A 16,684-nucleotide genomic window follows, 5' to 3' on the forward strand; every position below is an offset into this window, starting at 1 on the left:
TAGGCATAGCCGGTGCCGGGCACGTCCGCCGTCAACAATTGTCACAAAGTCTGAATGGGTGGTTCGTAGAATCCAGACATACTTGCCGCCTTAACCGACCGAGAAGCCTTATGCCCCGGCGCTTATTCAAACGATACATGCCCGACCCGACGAGCATCAGGGAACACAAATCCTTACGCTTTCTCGGCACGTTGCTGCATGACCCTAACCTCTGGCACCTCAATCGCCATTCGGTCGCCCGGGCGATGGCGGTTGGCCTGTTCGCGGCCTTCCTGCCGATCCCGGCGCAGATGCTGGTCGCGGCGGCGTTGGCGGTGATGGTGCGCGGCAATATGCCGATCGCGGTGAGTCTGGTCTGGCTGACCAATCCGATCACCATGCCGGCGGTGTTCTTCTGCACCTATCAAGCCGGCGCGTTCTTGATGGACGTGCCCGCACGGCACCTGCCGGATGAGCTGACCTGGGAATGGATCAGCGGTGAACTGTCAACGTTGTGGCAGCCGTTTCTGCTGGGTTCGGTGGTGGTCGGCCTGGTGCTGGGCGCCCTCGCCTATTGCCTGGTGATGCTGTACTGGCGCTGGTGGGTGGCGCGGCAATGGCGGCGGCGCAAGAAAAGTCGGCAAAAATGAATGAATGCAAAACGGCCTCCGCGATGGGAGGCCGTTTTTTTTACGCTGCCTGGACTGGCCCCTTCGCGAGCAGGCTCGCTCCCACAGAGAAAATCATCCCAATGTGGGAGCGAGCCTGCTCGCGAAGAAGGCGACGCGGTCTGTAATCAGGTGCGCATCCCGCGCCCGCTCACCAGCAACCGCGCACAGCCGAGATACAGCACCACCGTCGCCACCAGCATGAAGGTGATGGCAATGCCGATGCGAATATCCGACACACCGAGAATCCCGTAGCGGAACGCATTGACCATGTGCAGCACCGGGTTGGCCAGCGACACGGTCTGCCAGAACGGCGGCAGCAAGGTGATCGAGTAGAACACGCCGCCCAGGTAGGTCAGCGGGGTCAGCACGAAGGTCGGGATGATCGAGATATCGTCGAAGTTACGCGCAAATACCGCGTTGATAAAACCGAGCAGCGAAAAGATCGTCGCCGTCAGCACCACCACCAGAATGGTCACGCCGAGGTGATGCACCTGCAAATCGGTGAAAAACAGCGACAGAATCGTCACGATCAAACCCACCGCCAAACCGCGCAATACGCCGCCAATGGTGAAGCCGATCAAGATCGTGTGCGGTGACACCGGCGAAACCATCAATTCTTCGATCGAGCGCTGGAACTTGCTGCCGAAAAAGCTGGAAACCACGTTGCCGTAGGAGTTGGTGATCACCGACATCATGATCAGTCCCGGCACGATGTACTCCATGTAGGTGAAGCCACCCATATCGCCGATCTGCCGGCCGATCAGGTTACCGAAGATTACAAAGTACAGAACCATGGTGATCGCCGGCGGCAGCAGCGTCTGCGGCCAGATCCGCATGAAGCGTTTGACCTCGCGGTAAACGATGGTTTGCAGGGCGACAAGGTTGGGACCGAACTCGGAACTCATACCGCCACCTTCGACAGATTTTTCTCCACCAGGGACACGAACAACTCCTCAAGGCGATTGGTTTTGTTACGCAGGCTCAGCACTTCGATGTTCTGCAGTGCCAGTTGGCCAAACAGCGCGGTGATGCCCATCGACTTGTCGACCTGGACTTCCAGCGTATGCGCATCAACCAGCCGCGACGGGTAGCCGACCAGCTGCGGCGCGGCGGACAGATCGCCCTTGAGATCAAGCAGGAAGGTCTCGACATGCAACTGACTGAGCAACTGGCGCATGCTGGTGTTCTCGACAATCGTGCCGTGGTCGATGATGCCGATGTTGCGGCAAAGTTGTTCGGCCTCTTCCAGGTAATGCGTGGTCAGGATGATGGTGATGCCTTTCTGGTTCAGCTCGGTGAGGAACGTCCACATCGAACGGCGCAACTCGATGTCGACGCCGGCGGTCGGCTCATCGAGGATCAGCAGGCGTGGCTCATGCACCAGCGCACGGGCGATCATCAAGCGCCGCTTCATGCCGCCGGACAGCGAACGCGACGGCACATCGCGCTTGTCCCACAGGCCGAGCTGGGTCAGGTACTGCTCGGCGCGTTCCTTGGCGATCTTCGCCGGAATGCCGTAGTAACCGGCCTGGGTCACGACGATGTCGAAGGTCTTTTCGAACTGGTTGAAGTTGAATTCCTGAGGCACGACGCCGATCGAACGCTTGAGCGCCGCCGGGTTCTTGTCCAGGTCATGGCCGAAGATATTCACCGTGCCGCTGGTCTTGTTGACCAGGGTCGAGAGGATGCCGATGGTGGTGGATTTGCCGGCGCCGTTGGGGCCGAGCAAGGCGAAAAAATCACCTTCGGCGACGTCCAGATCGATACCACTCAAGGCCTGGAACCCGTTGCCGTAGGTTTTGGTTAGCTGCCGGATGGACAGAGCGGAACTCATATCTGATTTACGCACCAAGAAGGAAGGAAAGGAATAAATAAGGGCGGGCGGCGAGGGAAACAACCGCGACACGAAGCGCAATGGTGCTTGCCGTCGCCGCACAAGTACAGTCAAGTGTGTCGATAGTAATTATCAAGTCAACGCGGTCATGACCGCTTTCTGGTACGCCGGACGCTGTTTCAGGCGCTCGTACCAGGCGTGCAGATGGGGCTGCGCGGCGCGTTCGATGGGCATTTCGAACCAGGCATAAATGAAGCTGCCCAACGGGATGTCGCCCATGCCGATGTCATTGCCGGAGAGATAGGGCTGGCTGATCAGTGCATGGTCGGCCATGTTCAACAACTCATCACACTCCTTGATCGCGGCGTTGATCGCCTTCCAGTCCTGCTTTTCGGCAGGCGTGCGCAGCACACCCCAAAAGACAGTGCGAAACGGCCCGGCGAAACTGGAAGTGGTCCAGTCCATCCATTTGTCCGCCGTTGCGCGGGCTTGCGCATCCGCCGGATACCAAGCGCTGTCTGGGGCGTGTTTGGCCAGCAGATAGCGAACGATGGCGTTGGATTCCCACAGCACGAAACCGTCATCCTCGATCACCGGCACCCGGCCATTCGGGTTCATCGCGCGGTACTCGGGCGTGTCGACCACACCAAACGCGCCGCCGGCATCGATGGCCTCGTACGCCAGGCCCAGCTCTTCGGCAGCCCATAAGGGCTTTCTGACGTTCGATGAATTTTTCCGTCCCCAGATCTTCAGCATGACCGCCTCTTTGCAAGTGAGTGGACGGCCAGCATACGCCGGATCAGGTGCGACTCAAATCAGCCTGCATATCACCCAGCAGCACGGGCATCTGCTCACTGAACAGATGCGGGTAGCACTTTTCCAGGTGTTCGAAGAAGAAGGTTTCCGGCACGTCGGTGAACTGGCCGTGATCGATCAGATACTCCATCAACTGCGCGCCGTCACGGTTGAACGGGTGAAAAACGCTGTCGTTGATGCCATCGAAATCCAATGCTTCAACGTTAAACAACTCGCACAGTTGCTGATTGAACGCCGGAGTGGCCTTGACCCAGCGGCCATCGAGAAACAGCTCGGTATAGCCATGCATGGCAAACACATCGCTTTTCAGCAACTCGAGCAGACGCGGCGTCGACAGGTGATTGCGCACATCGGCCAGACCGATGCGCGCCGCAATTCCACAATGCCGCGCGCAACCGGCGAGCAGCGTGGCTTTCGGCACGCAGTAACTTTCCCCCGCTGCCAGCGCGTAGCTGCCACGCAAGGTTTGCGGATCTCGGCTGAAGGTGTAGGGGTTGTAACGCACCGCCTCGCGCACGGCGTAGTAAAGACTGATCGCCTGCTTACGCGGATCATGGCTGGCGCCGCGATGCCGCTCGGCGAACTCCACCATCGCCGGGTGGTCACTATCGATGAAGCGGCCGGGGCTCAGATACTCGTGCATGGCGGCAATCTCCTGGATGAGTCACGAGTCTAGCGACAGCCTGAGCACAGAGATAACGACGTTTCGGCCAAACCTGAAAGCAAAGCTGCGCAGCTACGAACGATTTCCCACACGTGTTGCCCACCGAACCTACGAAAACCATCCGGGGTTTCCCACGATTTCAATCACCATGCTCTGACCACCCGCTTTTACAGATGCCGTCTAAGCTCTGGAGGGTCGATTTGCCTTGGTTCACGGAGGACTGAATATGCTGTTGTTGTGGATACTGGTTTTGATCGTCGGCGTGGCGTATCTCGCCCATCGACGCATCGCCCCGCTGCCCGCGTTGGGCATCGTTGCCGTCTATTTACTGGCAATGGGGATTTTCAGTCACGCGCCGGGCTGGCTGCTGTTCATCTTCTGGGTCCTGCTGGCGGTGGTTGCCGCGCCGCTGTTGCTGCCTGACCTGCGCCGCAAACACTTCACTGCGCCGCTGTTCAACTGGTTTCAGAAAACCCTGCCGCCGATGTCGCAGACCGAACGCGACGCGATCGATGCCGGCACCGTGTGGTGGGATGGCGAGCTGTTCAGCGGCCGTCCGGACTGGGACAAACTGCTGTCCTATCCCAAGGTTCAGTTGAGCGAAGAAGAACAGGCTTTCATCGACGGGCCGACCGAAGAACTCTGCGCGATGGTCACAGACTGGCAGATCGGCCAGTCGATGGACCTGCCGCCCGAGGCCTGGACACACATCAAGGAACATGGCTTTTTCGCCCTGATCATTCCCAAGGAATACGGCGGCAAGGGTTTCTCCGCCTACGCCCACTCGCAAGTGGCGATGAAACTGGCGACTCGCAGCGGCGACCTTGCCTCCACCGTAATGGTGCCCAACTCCCTCGGCCCGGCCGAACTGCTGTTGCATTACGGCACCGACGAACAACGCAATCACTATCTGCCGCGTCTGGCCCGTGGCGACGACATCCCTTGCTTCGCCCTCACCGGCCCGCTTGCCGGCTCCGATGCCGGCGCGATGCCCGACACTGGGATCATTTGCAAAGGCGAATGGAAAGGTGAGCAAGTCATTGGTCTGCGCCTGAACTGGGAAAAACGCTACATCACCCTTGGCCCGGTGGCGACCCTGCTCGGCCTCGCGTTCAAAGCTTACGACCCGGATCATCTGCTGGGCGACAAGGAAGACCTGGGCATCAGCCTCGCGCTGATTCCGACCGACACCGCCGGCGTGGAAATCGGCCGTCGCCATCTGCCGCTGGGCGCCGCGTTCATGAACGGCCCCAACGCGGGTAAAGACGTGTTCATTCCACTGGACTACCTCATCGGTGGTCAGGAAATGCTCGGCAAGGGCTGGATGATGCTGATGAACTGCCTGTCGGTCGGGCGTTCGATCTCGCTGCCAGCGGTGGGTACCGGCGCGGCCAAGTTCACCAGTCTGGTCACCGGCCAGTACGCGCAGATTCGTGAGCAGTTCAATGTGCCGCTGTCCGCTTTCGAAGGCATTCAGGAAGCCATGGCGCGCATCGGTGGCAACGCGTGGATGATGGATGCCGCGCGGATGCTCACCGCCAACGCCGTGGATCTGGGCGAAAAGCCCTCGGTGCTGTCGGCGATCCTCAAGTATCACCTCACCGAGCGCGGCCGCGAGTGCATCAGTCACGCCATGGACGTGCACGGCGGCAAGGCGATTATCATGGGGCCGAACAACTACCTCGGTCGCAGCTGGAACGGCGCGCCGATCTTCATCACCGTGGAAGGCGCCAACATTCTCTCGCGCAACCTGATGATCTTTGGTCAGGGCGCGATCCGCTGCCATCCTTTCGTGCTCAAGGAAATGGCCCTCGCCGGTCGCGAAGACAAAGATCAGGCGCTCAAGGAATTCGATGGCCTGCTGCTCAAGCACATCGGTTTCGCCGTGAGCAATGCCGCCAGCACGCTGGTGCTGAACCTCGGCCTTGGCCACTTCGAACATGCGCCGGGCGACAAAATCAGCCAGGGCTACTTCCGTGCGCTCAACCGTCAGGCCGCCGCATTCGCCATGCTCGCCGACTTCAGCATGATGCTGCTGGGCGGCGAACTGAAACGCCGCGAACGTCTGTCGGCACGCCTGGGCGATGTGTTGAGCAACCTCTACCTGGCCTCCGCCGCACTCAAGCGCTATCACGATCTGGATTCGCCGGCGTACATGGAGCCGCTGTTCCGCTGGGCCATGGAAGAAAGCCTCGGCCAGTCGGAACGGGCACTGGATGAACTGCTGGGCAATTTCCCCAACAAAGTGTTCGGTTGCCTGTTGCGCGTCATCGTGTTCCCGTTCGGCCGGCGCCACAAAGGCCCGTCCGACAAACTCGGTGCCGAAGTCGCGGCAGTCATCGGTCGCGCCAAGGGCGATCCCGCGCTGGAAGAATTGCTTGCCGGCTGCTATCGCCCGCAAGCACCGGACGATGCGGTGGGTGCCCTGCAATATGCCAGCGATCTGCTGAATGCTGCACAACCGCTGCACAAAAAACTCCACATCGCCCTGAAAAACGGTCAGGTCAAACCGACTGCGGGCGAACACGCCATCGACGCGGCACTGGAAGCCGGCGTGCTGCAACCGCTGGAAGCGCAGAGCCTGCGTGATGCCGAAGCGGCACGCCGCAAAGTGATCGACGTCGATGATTTCGACAAAGAGGAGCTGGCGCTGGCCGAAGGAAAAATCCGCTGAGACGTGCTGACGTTTAGCGGTTATTTATGAAAAACGGGCGCGGTGGCTTTATACTCCCGCGCCCGTTTTGCTCTTGAGGACTTATCTCGTGTCCAACGTCGTTGCCGATCATCTTGTTTTGCTCGACCACCTGCGCAGTATCCTGGTCGCCGTAGGTGAGGCCGAACAGGTACCCGAAGAAAGCCATGCCCTGTTCCTCGAGCGCTTCGACGAACTGCTGGCCTCCCTGCCGATCGACCCTATCGAAAGCCAATACCTGGGCCAGGACATCCTCACCCAGGTCATCAGCCGCTATCCCCAAATCGCTCACCTGATCCCGCGCGATCTGCTGTGGTACTTCGCCGGCGACTGCCTGCACTACCTGTCCGACGAAGAAATCGACCTGTATCAGGCCCTCGAAGAACGCCGCTTCGAAGCCGAACAGAACGACGAACCCTTCGACTGGAACCAGGAAAAACAACTGATGGCCATGTCCGCACAGGACAGCAAACACTGATATTCAACACACAATGAAAAGGCCCGCATGGAGATCCCATGCGGGCTTTTTTTTCAAAATCAAAAGCCCCTCCGCCCGCTCTTAACCACTCAACACAATGAGCGCAAGCTCGAGTAGCTTTTGATCTTGCCGTGCCGGCCCCATCGGCAGGCTGAGTGTAGGGATTGATCCGGGCGTGGGAGCGCAGCGACCGTACGACGCAGTCGTACACATCGAAAGGAGGTGCAGCGAAGCAAACCGGAAGCGATGCGCCCGGATCGATCCCGGAACGAAGGGACCCTGAGCCTCAGCGAAGGGCCGAACGCCGGGGCCCAGCCTTTTGGTTCCTTTTTGGCGTTTGAAAAAGGGACTCGCCGTAAGGGCGAAACCGCCAGAAGCACCACCCGAAGCAACGGATATTCACCCAAAACCCAAGCAGCCTGGTCGGCCCTAAGGCCGCCAAGCCCCCCAGAAAAAAACGCTCAAAGCAATCCCTCACTCTCAGGCAACTCATACGCCACAGCCGCATTGCTCCCGCTAACCGATTTCCCAGGCTTGCCCAACGTCGGCTCCTTCTCCAGGCACTCCACCAGATAATCAATAAACACCCGCAACTTCGGTGGCAAATAACGCGTCGGCGAATGCAGCAACCACAACCCGCCGTGGTAAGAGGCAAGGAACGTCCAGTCCGGCAACACCTGCACAATCAGCTTCTGCTCCAACGCATAACGCGCCGTGAAATACGGCAAACTGCCAATCCCGATATGCTGCAACACCGCCCCCAACCGCACGCCCGTATGATTGGCGGCATATCGCCCACGCACACCCACCGTCACCGCCTTGCTGCCCTTCTTGAATTTCCAGCGCGCATCGCTCGGCGTTTCGCCCAGATAAATACAACTGTGGTTGAGCAAATCGTGAGGATGCGTCGGCGTACCGTGTTCGGCCAGATATTGCGGCGTGGCGCAAAGCAAATGATCGATGGTCAGCAATTGCCGCCCCACCAGACCGGCTGGGGGGCGATCGGTTATGCGAATCGCCAGGTCGACATGATCGTCAATCAAATCGACCTCGCGATCTTCCAGCAATAACTCCACATCCACTTTGGGGTAACGCCGCAGAAACTCCGGCATGTGCGGATGCACCACAAACCGCCCCACCGCTTTCGGCACACTGACGCGCACCAGGCCCTCCGCCTCGTGGGTGAACTGGCCACTGATTTCCATCACCGAACGGGCCGCGCTGACCATTTCCTGGCAGCGCTTGAACACCTCTTCCCCGCCGTCACTCAAGCGCAGTTTGCGCGTGGTGCGCTGCAGCAAGCGGGTGGCCAGCGCTTTTTCCAGACGCGAAATACTGCGGCTCACCGCCGAGGGTGACGAGCCCATCTGCCGAGCCGCTTCCGAAAAGCTGCCGGTCTCGACCACCTTGACGAAAATCGCCATTTCACCCAGCAGTGGCAGCGGTAGATTGATGCTCACAACGCACAAGTCCTTTGATGTTTGAACGGATTATCACGTTATTGCACGATTCATATAATAAAAATAGAAACTTCAATCAGGGCATGGAATATGACGCTTCGCCTTTTTTTCCATAGCGATGACCTCAAGGCGAATGTCGAAGTCCTCGACTGCACACCCTACGAGAACGAATTCGCCGTGGTGCTGCGCGCCACCTTGTTTCATCCGCAGGGTGGCGGCCAGCCTTACGACACGGGCTGGATCGGTGATGCCGAAGTGCTGCGGGTGGTTCAGGATCCCGAGCGAATCATTCATTACGTCGATCGGCCGGTGAGCCTTGGCATGACGCAGATCCGCGTCGACCAGGAGCGCCGTCGTTATAACGCCCGCATGCATTCAGCGGGACATTTGATCGGTCACTTCATTCAGGCCATGGGCTGGATGCCGGTCAAGGCGCACCACTGGCCAGACGAAGGCCGCGTCCAGTTCAAACCGGGTGACGCCGCGCAAGAAGTACAGGCGCAAGCCGTCCAGCACGGCATCGAACAGTGGATCGAACACGATCTGCCGCGCCTGACCTCGCTGCGCGAAGGCGCGCGGGAAATCGGTTTTGGAGAACTGCCGGCCTACGGCTGTGGCGGCACTCATGTACGCAGCCTGAAGGAATTGGGCACAGTCACGATCGCGTCCCTTTCACAGAAGAAGGGCACGTTGTCCGTCCACTATAGCGTGGATTGAGCTTTTCGGGCGCTGCCGCCGCGCAGCGTCCGACGCCGGGGGAGCCGCATTCGAAGGTTCCGTTGACTATCGATAGATGGACCTAAACCATGATGCTAGACGTCGAGCGTCTCGATGAGACGTGCATAAAAAAACTGGCCAACGAAGAAGTCCTCGCCATCCGCCTCAAAAGCTTTTTACCCGAGCCGCTGGCGATCGAGCTCGGCGACAAGATTCTCGCGCCGGGTTTTGAAGGCTACATCAACGCGCCGAGCATCGGCCGTATCGGCATGGCATTTTATGAGGCGGAAAACCAACCGTTACTGATCGAGGATTACTTCGAACGCGCCACCCGCAATATCGCCGAATTGCGCAATCGCTGCGCGCCCTACTCTTCCCCGGTCGACACCCTGCGCTGCATGTTCGATGAATCGTGGCCGGCCGGTGCCCACCTGGAAAACCTCTACGGCCGCAAGATGTATGTCGGCCTGTCCCGCGTAGTCAAACCCGGCGTGTGCTTTCTGGCCCACCACGACATCTTCGCCAAAGACGCACCGGACAGCTTCCAGGCGCGCAGCCTCGAAGCGCAGTTCGCCTGCAACGTTTACCTGAACATGCCCACCGAGGGCGGCGCCTTGCAGATGTGGGAAGACGACATCACGCCGGACCAGTTCGATGAAATGCGTGGCGACAGCTACGGCATCGAGCCGTCGCTGCTGGGGCCGCCCGCCCTCGAAGTGCGACCGCAGCCCGGCGATTTCATCATGTTCAATTCGCGCCGTATGCACTCGGTCACCCCAGGCGTGGCGGATCCGCGCTTGAGCCTGTCCTTCTTTGTCGGCTATCGCGGCAATGCTTCCCCTCTGACTTTCTGGAGCTGACATGTTTTCCAACTACCTGGGCGAGTTTCTGGCGCTGGCAACTATTCACTTTCTTGCCGTGGTCGCACCCGGCCCGGACTTCGCCGTGACCATTCGCCAGAGCGTTCGCTTCGGCCGACTGGTGGGGATTTGCACCGCGTTGGGTATCGGCGCGGGGATTTCCGTGCACGTGTTGTATACCTTGCTCGGTGTCGGCGCCCTGATGCACACCACGCCTTGGCTGCTGACGGTGGCCAAAGTGGTCGGCGGCGCATACATCCTTTATCTGGGCATCAGCCTGATCCGCAGCAAACCGAAGAGCAGCGTCGAAGGCGAAAAAAACACTGACGAGCCGCTGGTCGAACAGTCGTTGTTCAAAGCATTCAGCACCGGTTTTCTGACCAACGCGACCAATCCCAAGGCCACGCTGTTTTTCCTCGCAATCTTCACCACGATCATCAGCGCCAGCACACCGCTGCAGATCCAGGCGTTCTATGGATTGTGGATGTGCTTCGTCAACGCGCTGTGGTTCGTGATCGTCGCGCTGTTTTTTTCCAGCAATAAAGTGCGCTTGCTGTTTATGCGCATGGGCCACTGGTTCGAACGCAGCATGGGCGTGATCCTGATTCTGTTCGCCGGGCGCTTGATGTTGTCGATGTAAATCTCAAAAAGAAGTCCCGGCATGGCCTGCCGGGGCTTTTTCATATACGCGCCTCTTTTGCATTTCTGTGCGACAGATCAAATTTCCGGCTCCCTCTTCACGCCCTCGCGGTGTTAGGTTGCAAAATGTTTCTGTCGCAAGCGTCAGAAATTTTCCTCCAACCTTTAGCAAAGGAATGCCTGTTCCATGGTCTTTTCCCTGAAAAAACTGGCCGCCGCCACGCTGGTCATGGCCAGCCTCGCCTCGTTCACCAGCGCAGCACAAGCCAACATCACTGCCGAGCAGAGCGCAGCGATCCTGAAATCCTTCGACGGCAAGACCGTAGCGGACTTCCGCAGCTTCCTCGGCAGCCTGGCGAAAAGCGACCTGGCCAAAACGGACAACCTCAACCAGTCCGTCAGCGCCTTCCTCGACAACAAGACCTTGAATGCCGAACAGCAGAATGAAATCCATCGTCTGCTGGGTATCTACACCCGTGTGAAATACGGCAAGGCCGCGCTGGAAACCCTGCGTCAACTCGTCGAGATTCCGACCTTCCGCAAGGACGGCGTGGCGCAACACGACAACCCTGAATTCATCAAGATTGCTGGCGAGATTCAGAAACTCGCCGAATCCTTCAATCTGAAATTCCGCAACGTCGATAACCGTGTCTACGAAATCTCTCTGGACGGCAAAGGCGACGAAGTCGTCGGTATTCATGCGCACGCCGATGTGGTGCCAGTAACACCGGAAAACTGGGTGCTCAAGGACGGCACCAGGCTCGACCCGTTCAAGGTCACGCTGATTGGCGATCGCATGTACGGTCGCGGCACCGAGGATGACAAGAACGCCATTGTCGTCGCGCTGTACGCCATGAAAACGATCAAGGACGAGAAACTGCCGCTGGCGCGTAATTTCAAGTTGCTGGTCGATACCACCGAGGAAACCACGGGCGACGCCATCCCTTACTATTTCGAGCGTAACCCGACGCCCACCTACAACATGGCGCTGGACGGCGGTTACCCGGTGGTGATTGCCGAGAAGGGCTACGGCACCGTCATGGCCAACTTCGCCAAGCGCAAGGCCGAGGGCAACGGCGCAGAAATCGTGTCGATGACCGGCGGCAAGGCGACCAACCAGATTCCGTCCGCGTCCGTGGTGACACTGGTAACCGACAAACCTGCCGAGCTGGCAGCGAGCCTGCAAAAAGCCGGGGACGCCTACGCCAAAGCCAACGGCGGCGACTTCCAGGTTGCTGCAAAAGTTGAAGGCAAAGACGTCAAATTGACCGTCACCGGCGTTTCCGCGCACTCCTCCGAACCCGAGTCGGGCATCAACCCGGTCGCACGGATGCTGAGCTTCATCAACAGCCTGGACGGCAAAGTCGCGCTCAAGCACAACCAATTCACCGACGCCGCGCGCTATGCCGACGACAACTGGGGCCTCGACTATCTGGGCAAGAAACTCGCGGTGGGCTTCTCGGACGCGTTCATGGGCCCACTGACGACTTCCCTGACCTATGTGGGTGAAGATGACAAAGCCTTCAAGCTGGCGGTCAACCTGCGCGTGCCGAAAGGCAAGTCTCCAGAAAAACTCAAGGCTGAGATCGCTGAAAAACTGGATGCCTGGAGCAAGAAGACTCGCGTCGCTGTAGCGTTCGACTACTCAGTGGCCGAACCGATGTATCGCAATCCCGAGGGTGAGTGGGTCAAGGCGTTGCTCGCAGTGGCCAGCGAAAACCTCGGCATGAAGTCAGAGTTCGGTACTTCCGCTGGTGCGACCTCGGTTCACGAATTGCCGAACGGGGTGCAATTCGGCCTGGCTCGGCCTGAGGCCAAATACACCGGGCACACCGATGGGGAATTCAAAACCGTGGATCAGTTCTTGCTCGATTTGCAGATCGTCACGGAAATGATGGGACGTGTCGGGCAGTTGCCGAAGCTGTAAAGCGCTGTTGAACCCGGTCGCCTGTGACCGGGTTCAAGATGCCGAAGGACTCAGAACCGGATCCTTTACTGTTTCCGCTACAACACCCGCACAAACAAAAACGCCGATCATTCAATGATCGGCGTTTTTTTTAAATTGGCGGAGCAAAGAGACGCGTACCTGGTGTCCGAGCGGCTCACTCCCGTCACGGCTTCATACCACGATTCGCTGGCGATGGATCGCAACCCGCGCCAATGAGCCGTTCCCTTACTTCGCCCGCCCACTGCTGCGCGCCGCGCTGGCCGCGCGTTCCAGGGCGTCGCTGAAAAGCCGTTGCTGGGCGTCGTCGAATTGCGACAGAAACAGTTCCTCCACCGCTCCTTCATAGACCGCCCACATTTTCTTGCGCAGGGCCTTGCCTTGCCCGGTGATGGCTGCATACGCGCCGCGGCCGTCATCGCTAGCGCGACTGCGGGTGACCAGGCCTTCGGCCTCCAGGCGGTCCACCAGCCGAGTGAGGTTGTAGCGCTCGATGGCCATCACGTCCGCCAGTTCGTTCATTCGCCGGGTGCCGTCAGGGCCGCTTTCCAGCCCCCACAACGCGTCGTACCAAGCGTAGGCCGGCAGCCCGGCGGCCGCCAGTCGGCGCTCGATTTCGCGGATCAGACAGCGGTGCGCCCTGACGAATCTGAACCAGGTATCCGGCTCGTTTGAAGACATGCATCACCTTTTTCATGAAATCGATTTAGTTGCAATTGTAGCGCGCGACAGGCTAAGTTCTGGCCTGTAGTTGCAATTGCAACTACAACTGTTTTCGAAGGCTGGCGTCGATCCACGCCCCTTCGCCAGGCACCAGACGACTGGGTGCTGCTGCACTGTCCAGGAGACGACAACGATGGCACAACAACCCGTTTTTCTCGACGAGGATCCACAAGAAACTCGCGAATGGCTCGAATCCATTGAATCGGTGGCGAGCGTCGAAGGGCGTTCTCGCGCCCACTACCTTATTGACCGGATACTGGAGTTGGACGCCAACCGCCATGGTGATTTTTACGGGCGCGTCACAACTCCCTATGTCAATACCATCCCGGTCGACCGTCAGCAGTCTTATCCCGGGGATCTGGCCGTAGAACGCCGGATCAATGCCTATATTCGCTGGAACGCCCTGGCCATGGTACTGCGCGCCGGCAAACACTCGAATGTCGGCGGGCATATCGCCTCCTACGCGTCGGCCGCGGTTCTGTACGACGTCGGCTTCGAGCACTTCTTCCGTGGCCGCACCGAGCATTTCGGGGGCGACATGGTGTACATCCAGGGCCATTCCTCGCCGGGTATCTACGGACGCGCCTACCTGGAAGGTCGCCTGAGCGAACAGCAACTGGACAATTTCCGCCGCGAGACGGATCGCGACGGCATTTCATCCTATCCGCACCCAAGGCTCATGCCGGACTTCTGGCAATTCCCGACCGTGTCCATGGGACTCGGACCGATTACCGCCGCGTACCAGGCGCGGTTCATGCGCTACCTGGAAAACCGCGGGCTGAAGGAACATCAAGGGCGTAAAGTCTGGGCGTTTCTCGGTGACGGTGAAATGGACCAGCCCGAATCGCTGGCGGCGATTTCCCTTGCGGGCCGGGAGAAGCTCGACAACATCATCTTTGTCGTCAACTGCAATCTGCAGCGTCTGGACGGACCGGTGCGCGGCAACAGCAAGGTCATCCAGGAGTTCGAAAGCCTGTACCGCGCGGCAGGCTGGAACGTCATCAAAGTGATCTGGGGCAGCGGTTGGGACGCCCTGCTGGAGAGAGACAGCAGCGGCCTGCTGCGCCAGCGGATGATGGAGTGCGTTGATGGCGATTATCAGAACTACAAGTCGCAGAATGGCGCCTATGTGCGGGAGCATTTCTTCGGCAAATACCCAGAACTGCTGGAATTGGTCAGTGACCTGAGCGATGACGACATCTGGAAACTGTCCCGCGGCGGCCATGACCCGGAGAAGGTCTACAACGCCTACGCCGCCGCCATGCGCCACACTGGCGGACCGACAGTCATTCTGGCGAAAACCGTGAAAGGCTTCGGCATGGGTGAAGCCGGTGAAGGCCAGAACATCAACCATCAGTTGAAGAAAATGGGCGACGATGCGGTCAAGGCGTTCCGTGATCGATTCGGCCTGGACCTGAGCGACGATCAACTGCGCGACATGCCCTACCTCAAACCGGCGTCCGACAGCGTCGAGGCCCTCTATCTGCAAGCCCGACGCACCCAACTGGGCGGCTACGTGCCTGCGCGCTTCGGTGCGGTGGCGCCCTTGCAGATTCCGCCCCTGGCGACCCTGGACAGCCAGCTCAAGGGCACCGGCGAGCGGGCAATCTCGACGACCATGGCGTTCGTGCGCATCCTCGGTACGCTGCTCAAGGACCCGAACATCGGCAAGCTGATCGTACCGATTGTCCCCGACGAATCACGCACCTTCGGCATGGAGAGCCTGTTCCGCCAGATAGGTATCCACTCGCATGTCGGCCAGTTGTACACGCCTCAGGACGCCGGCCAACTGAGCTATTACAAGGAGGCACGAGACGGTCAGATCCTGCAGGAAGGCCTGAACGAATCCGGCGGAATTTCCTCCTGGATCGCCGCGAGCACTTCCTACAGCACCCACGGCGTGATGACCGTGCCCTTCTACATTTTTTACTCGATGTTCGGCTTCCAGCGCGTCGGCGACCTTGCCTGGGCGGCAGGTGACGCCCGCGCCCGTGGCTTCCTGCTCGGCGCGACATCCGGCCGGACCACCCTGATGGGCGAAGGTCTGCAACACGACGACGGCCACAGCCATGTTCTGTCCTCCACCATCCCTTGCTGCGTGTCCTACGACCCGACTTACGCCTACGAGCTGGCGGTGATCATCCAGGATGGGATGCGGCGGATGTATGTCGAGAACGAGGATATCTATTACTACATCACGCTGCTCAACGAAAATTATCCCCATCCGCCGATGCCCGAAGGTGTCGAGCAGGACATCCTCAAAGGCATGTACCGGCTTCGCCACCCTGCGCAGCCCGAAAGCCAGCACGTGCAACTGATGGGTTGTGGTTCGATTCTGGAGGAAGTCGTTGCCGCTGCGCAGTTGCTGGAGCGCGACTTTGACGTCAGCAGTGACGTCTGGAGCGTCACCAGCCTGACCGAACTGCGTCGCGACGGCCAGGATGCCGAACGCTGGAACCTGCTCCACCCACAACAGACGCCTCGCATCAGCCATGTAGAAAGCTGCCTGCAGCGTGCACAGGGTCCGGTGGTGGTCGCGACCGACTACATGAAAATATTCGCCGACCAGATCCGCCCGTTCGTGCCCAATCGACGCTTCGTGGCCCTGGGCACCGACGGCTTTGGCCAATCGGACACCCGCGAATCGCTGCGTCGGTTCTTCGAAGTGGACCGCCACTTCATTGCCTTGGCGGCTTTGAAGGCGCTGGCCGATGACGGAGCGATAGCACGGGAAAAAGTGGCCGAGGCGATTGTTCTTTATGGTATCGACCCCGAGAAGCAGAATCCCGCAGCGGTATGATTCTGTTTGATCATGCTTACGGCTTCGTTTCTTTGCTTTGACCCTCTGATGTACGCTGATCGGGCTGGAAGTCCCGCCCGATCTCTTGCCCCCACGTCGCTCGATCTGGTTCCAATCGCCTGCTCGCAAATGCTGGAATTGAGCGCAAGCGAGCAGATGGGCGACGGGGCGGTTCCCTCGAGAATTGCCGAAGAGCAAAACATCCTTTGGTCCAACTTCACATCTACCGTTAGGGGATCTGGAAGCATGAAATAGCGCTACAGTCATTGCTTGGGCCAGGAAACGCGCACAAACAAAAACGCCGATCATCACTGATCGGCGTTTTTGTGAAATTGGAGCGGGAAACGAGACTCGAACTCGCGACCCCGACCTTGGCAAGGTCGTGCTCTACCAACTGAGCTATTCC

The 16,684-nt window shown here is 59.2% G+C and carries 14 protein-coding genes; 8 read left to right on the forward strand and 6 right to left on the reverse strand.

From position 1 onward, the window contains the following. Positions 1-110: 110 nt before the first annotated feature. Positions 111-629 carry a DUF2062 domain-containing protein gene (locus HU755_RS13430; RefSeq protein ID WP_186546951.1) on the forward strand — a complete coding sequence of 173 codons (519 nt, stop codon included), beginning with the start codon at positions 111-113 and terminating at the stop codon, positions 627-629. Positions 630-775: 146 nt separating this feature from the next. Here the strand turns inward: HU755_RS13430 and HU755_RS13435 are convergent, their stop codons facing one another. The 4 genes from HU755_RS13435 to HU755_RS13450 form a co-directional block, all read right to left on the reverse strand. Next, entirely contained in the window at positions 776-1,555 is a 780-nt protein-coding gene (locus tag HU755_RS13435) for an ABC transporter permease (RefSeq protein ID WP_039760202.1), read from the reverse strand. Next, positions 1,552-2,484, reverse strand: a complete 933-nt coding sequence (locus tag HU755_RS13440; RefSeq protein WP_186546949.1) for an ABC transporter ATP-binding protein — start codon at positions 2,482-2,484, stop codon at positions 1,552-1,554. The genes HU755_RS13435 and HU755_RS13440 overlap by 4 nt, the downstream gene beginning before the upstream one ends. A 132-nt stretch (positions 2,485-2,616) precedes the next feature. Further along, a complete protein-coding gene (locus HU755_RS13445; protein WP_186633308.1) occupies positions 2,617-3,240 on the reverse strand; it encodes a glutathione S-transferase family protein in 624 nt (207 codons plus the stop codon). A gap of 43 nt (positions 3,241-3,283) precedes the next feature. Further along, entirely contained in the window at positions 3,284-3,943 is a 660-nt protein-coding gene (locus HU755_RS13450; protein WP_186633311.1) for a transglutaminase family protein, read from the reverse strand. Between the two features lie 247 nt (positions 3,944-4,190). Here HU755_RS13450 and HU755_RS13455 point away from each other — a divergent pair, with 247 nt between their 5' ends. Further along, on the forward strand, positions 4,191-6,638 hold the full coding sequence (locus HU755_RS13455) for an acyl-CoA dehydrogenase (RefSeq protein ID WP_186633315.1): 2,448 nt from the start codon (positions 4,191-4,193) through the stop codon (positions 6,636-6,638). A gap of 88 nt (positions 6,639-6,726) precedes the next feature. Then, on the forward strand, positions 6,727-7,134 hold the full coding sequence (locus tag HU755_RS13460) for a PA2817 family protein (RefSeq protein ID WP_090285247.1): 408 nt from the start codon (positions 6,727-6,729) through the stop codon (positions 7,132-7,134). A gap of 461 nt (positions 7,135-7,595) precedes the next feature. On the opposite strand, the gene HU755_RS13465 is transcribed toward HU755_RS13460, so the two are convergent. Next, complete coding sequence (locus HU755_RS13465; RefSeq protein WP_186633318.1) at positions 7,596-8,594, reverse strand: LysR substrate-binding domain-containing protein; 999 nt, start codon at positions 8,592-8,594, stop codon at positions 7,596-7,598. A 90-nt stretch (positions 8,595-8,684) separates the two neighbouring features. Here HU755_RS13465 and HU755_RS13470 point away from each other — a divergent pair, with 90 nt between their 5' ends. The 4 genes from HU755_RS13470 (at position 8,685) to HU755_RS13485 (ending at position 12,737) form a co-directional block, all read left to right on the forward strand. Next, a complete protein-coding gene (locus HU755_RS13470) occupies positions 8,685-9,311 on the forward strand; it encodes an alanyl-tRNA editing protein (protein WP_186633321.1) in 627 nt (208 codons plus the stop codon). A gap of 89 nt (positions 9,312-9,400) precedes the next feature. Next, complete coding sequence (locus HU755_RS13475) at positions 9,401-10,171, forward strand: 2OG-Fe(II) oxygenase (protein ID WP_186633324.1); 771 nt, start codon at positions 9,401-9,403, stop codon at positions 10,169-10,171. A 1-nt stretch (position 10,172) separates the two neighbouring features. After that, positions 10,173-10,811 (forward strand): LysE family translocator, encoded by a 639-nt coding sequence (locus HU755_RS13480; protein WP_186633327.1) that lies wholly within the window; start codon positions 10,173-10,175, stop codon positions 10,809-10,811. 186 nt (positions 10,812-10,997) lie between these two features. Further along, entirely contained in the window at positions 10,998-12,737 is a 1,740-nt protein-coding gene (locus HU755_RS13485) for a dipeptidase (RefSeq protein WP_186633330.1), read from the forward strand. Between the two features lie 246 nt (positions 12,738-12,983). Here HU755_RS13485 and HU755_RS13490 read toward each other — a convergent pair whose 3' ends face one another. Next, positions 12,984-13,436 carry a MarR family winged helix-turn-helix transcriptional regulator gene (locus HU755_RS13490; RefSeq protein WP_186633333.1) on the reverse strand — a complete coding sequence of 151 codons (453 nt, stop codon included), beginning with the start codon at positions 13,434-13,436 and terminating at the stop codon, positions 12,984-12,986. Between the two features lie 175 nt (positions 13,437-13,611). Between HU755_RS13490 and aceE the strand changes: the two genes are divergently transcribed. Beyond that, positions 13,612-16,278 (forward strand): pyruvate dehydrogenase (acetyl-transferring), homodimeric type, encoded by a 2,667-nt coding sequence (gene aceE / locus HU755_RS13495; RefSeq protein WP_186633336.1) that lies wholly within the window; start codon positions 13,612-13,614, stop codon positions 16,276-16,278. Positions 16,279-16,684 lie beyond the last annotated feature (406 nt).

This window comes from Pseudomonas sp. SWRI111, from assembly GCF_014268555.1.
In the GTDB taxonomy this organism is placed as follows: domain Bacteria; phylum Pseudomonadota; class Gammaproteobacteria; order Pseudomonadales; family Pseudomonadaceae; genus Aquipseudomonas; species Aquipseudomonas hamedanensis.

What these genes read in the sequence shown, in the direction of transcription:
- HU755_RS13480 (WP_186633327.1), top strand. Translation starts at nt 10,173, where the DNA reads ATGTTTTCCAACTACCTGGGCGAGTTTCTGGCGCTGGCAACTATTCAC.
- HU755_RS13470 (WP_186633321.1), top strand. Translation starts at nt 8,685, where the DNA reads ATGACGCTTCGCCTTTTTTTCCATAGCGATGACCTCAAGGCGAATGTC.
- HU755_RS13455 (WP_186633315.1), top strand. Translation starts at nt 4,191, where the DNA reads ATGCTGTTGTTGTGGATACTGGTTTTGATCGTCGGCGTGGCGTATCTC.
- HU755_RS13435 (WP_039760202.1), bottom strand. Translation starts at nt 1,555, where the DNA reads ATGAGTTCCGAGTTCGGTCCCAACCTTGTCGCCCTGCAAACCATCGTT.
- HU755_RS13485 (WP_186633330.1), top strand. Translation starts at nt 10,998, where the DNA reads ATGGTCTTTTCCCTGAAAAAACTGGCCGCCGCCACGCTGGTCATGGCC.
- aceE (WP_186633336.1), top strand. Translation starts at nt 13,612, where the DNA reads ATGGCACAACAACCCGTTTTTCTCGACGAGGATCCACAAGAAACTCGC.
- HU755_RS13450 (WP_186633311.1), bottom strand. Translation starts at nt 3,943, where the DNA reads ATGCACGAGTATCTGAGCCCCGGCCGCTTCATCGATAGTGACCACCCG.
- HU755_RS13430 (WP_186546951.1), top strand. Translation starts at nt 111, where the DNA reads ATGCCCCGGCGCTTATTCAAACGATACATGCCCGACCCGACGAGCATC.
- HU755_RS13475 (WP_186633324.1), top strand. Translation starts at nt 9,401, where the DNA reads ATGATGCTAGACGTCGAGCGTCTCGATGAGACGTGCATAAAAAAACTG.
- HU755_RS13440 (WP_186546949.1), bottom strand. Translation starts at nt 2,484, where the DNA reads ATGAGTTCCGCTCTGTCCATCCGGCAGCTAACCAAAACCTACGGCAAC.
- HU755_RS13445 (WP_186633308.1), bottom strand. Translation starts at nt 3,240, where the DNA reads ATGCTGAAGATCTGGGGACGGAAAAATTCATCGAACGTCAGAAAGCCC.
- HU755_RS13490 (WP_186633333.1), bottom strand. Translation starts at nt 13,436, where the DNA reads ATGTCTTCAAACGAGCCGGATACCTGGTTCAGATTCGTCAGGGCGCAC.